At 69.0% G+C, this 2,984-nt stretch carries 1 protein-coding gene; it reads left to right on the top strand.

Going from position 1 to position 2,984, the window contains the following annotated elements; translation table 11 throughout:
- On the top strand, positions 1-2,984 hold a 2,984-nt coding region (locus JQN83_RS32525; RefSeq protein ID WP_208570984.1), incomplete at both ends, for a type I polyketide synthase.

The following is a 2,984-nucleotide window of genomic DNA, read 5'->3' as shown; positions in this document are numbered from 1 at the left end:
CGGGAGCCGATCGCGATCGTGGGTATGGCGTGTCGTTTTCCTGGTGGGGTGGTCTCGCCGGAGCAGTTGTGGGATCTGGTGGTCGAGGGTCGCGACGCGGTGGGTGATTTTCCGCAGGGTCGGGGTTGGGATCTGGAGGGTCTCTACGATCCTGATCCGGACGCGGTGGGTCGGTCGTACACGCGGCAGGGTGGTTTCCTGCACGAGGCGGGTGGGTTCGACGCGGAGTTCTTCGGGATCTCGCCGCGTGAGGCGTTGGCGATGGATCCGCAGCAGCGGTTGTTGTTGGAGACGTCGTGGGAGGCGGTGGAGCGGGCGGGTATCGCGCCGGACGCGTTGCGCGGCACCGACACCGGCGTCTTCGTCGGGGTGATGTACAACGACTACGGCTCCCGGTTACGACCGGCGCCGAAGAGCTTCGAGGGTTACGTCGCCAACGGCAGCCTCGCGAGCCTCGCCTCGGGCCGGATCTCCTACACGCTCGGATTGGAGGGGCCGGCCCTGTCGGTGGACACCGCCTGTTCGTCGTCGCTGGTCGCGTTGCACCTGGCCGCCCAGTCGCTGCGTAAGCGGGAGTGCTCGACGGCGCTCGTGGGTGGGGTCGCGGTGATGGCCACCCCGACCACCTTCGTGGAGTTCAGCCGCCAGCGTGGCCTGGCGCCCGACGGCCGGTGCAAGGCGTTCTCCTCGTCCGCGGACGGCACCGGTTGGGGCGAGGGTGTGGGTGTGGTGGTGGTGCAGCGGTTGTCCGACGCCCGCCGGGCCGGACGACCCGTCCTCGCGGTCATCCGGGGCAGCGCGGTCAACCAGGACGGCGCGTCCAACGGCCTGACCGCACCCAACGGACCCGCCCAGGAACGCGTCATCCGCGCCGCCCTGGCCAACGCCCGCCTCACCGCCGCCGACATCGACGCCGTCGACGCCCACGGCACCGGCACCACCCTCGGCGACCCCATCGAAGCCCACGCCCTCCTGGCCACCTACGGCCAGGAACACCACCCCGACACCCCACTCTGGCTCGGCTCCATCAAATCCAACATCGGCCACACCCAAGCCGCCGCCGGCATCGCCAGCGTCATCAAAATGACCCACGCCATGCACCACGGCCTCCTCCCCGCCACCCTCCACATCGACGAACCCACCCCCCACGTCGACTGGACCACCGGCAACGTCGCCCTCCTCACCACCACCCAACCCTGGCCCCACCACGACCGCCCCCGCCGCACCGCCATCTCCTCCTTCGGCATCAGCGGCACCAACGCCCACCTCATCCTCGAACAACCCGAACCCCAACCCACCACCCCCGACGAACCCACCCCCACCGACACCCTCCTCACCTGGACCATCACCGCCCACACCCCCGACGCCCTCCACGACCAGGCCCAACGCCTCCACGACCACCTCACCCACCACCCCCAACCACCCCACCACGTCAGCCACGCCCTCGCCACCACCCGCACCCGCCACCCCCACCGCGCCACCATCACCGGCCACACCCTCCACGACCTCCTCACCGGCCTCAACGCCATCACCACCAACACCCCCCACCCCGGCACCACCACCGGCCACGCCACCACCACCAAAACCCTCTTCCAATTCACCGGCCAAGGCTCCCAACGCCCCCACATGGGCGCCGAACTCCACACCCGACACCCCGCCTTCGCCGAAACCTTCGACGCCTGCGCCACCCACCTCAACCCCCACCTCGACATCCCCCTGCACGACCTCGTCTTCACCAACCACCCCGCACTCCACCAAACCCAATACGCCCAACCCGCCCTCTTCGCCCTCCAAACCGCCCTCCACGCCCTCCTCACCCACCACAACATCCACCCCGACTACCTCATCGGACACTCCGTCGGCGAAATCGCCGCCGCCCACGCCGCCGGCATCCTCACCCTCCCCGACGCCTGCACCCTCGTCGCCGCCCGCGGCCACCACATGCAAAACGCCACCCCCGGCGGCGCCATGATCGCCACCAACCTCACCGAAACCCAAGCCACCCAATGGCTCACCCAATACCCCCACCAACTCACCATCGCCGCCATCAACAGCCCCCACCACCTCGTCATCTCCGGCGACCACGACGCCATCGAACACCTCACCCACCAACTCAACACCCACCACCACAAAACCACCCGCCTCAACGTCAGCCACGCCTTCCACTCCCACCACATGGACCCCATCCTCACCCCCTTCCACACCACCGCCACCACCCTCACCTACCACCAACCCCACACCCCCATCCTCTCCACCCTCACCGGCCAACCCGCCGACCCCCACCACATCACCACCCCCGAATACTGGACCCAACACATCCGCCAACCCGTCCGCTACCACCACGCCCTCACCCACCTCACCAACACCCCCACCCACCACATCGAACTCGGCCCCGACACCACCCTCACCACCACCGCACCCCACACCCACACCACCGGCCACACCTTCACCCCCACCCTCCACCCCAAACACCCCGAACACCACACCCTCACCACCGCCATCGCCACCCACCACACCACCCACACCACCCCACCCACACCCACCACCACCAACCCCACCCACACCACCCTCCCCACCCACGCCTTCCAACACCACCACTACTGGCTCCACCCCCAACCCCACACCCACACCACCCACCCCCACCCCCTCCTCACCACCACCATCACCACCCCCGACCACACCACCCACCACACCGGCACCCTCACCACCACCACCCACCCCTGGCTCCACCACCACACCATCAACACCACCACCCTCCTCCCCGCCACCGCCCTACTCGACCTCACCCTCCACACCACCACCCCCCACACCCCCACCATCACCGACCTCACCCTCCACACCCCCATCACCCTCCACCCCACCACCCCCACCCACCTCCACCTCCACCTCACCACCCCCACCCCCACCGGCCACCAAACCCTCACCATCCACACCCGCACCACCACCACCTGGACCACCCACGCCACCGCCACACTCAGCCCCGA

This window comes from Micromonospora antibiotica, from assembly GCF_017599305.1.
GTDB lineage: Bacteria > Actinomycetota > Actinomycetes > Mycobacteriales > Micromonosporaceae > Micromonospora > Micromonospora antibiotica.
This window is presented reverse-complemented; position numbering and strand designations above follow the sequence as displayed.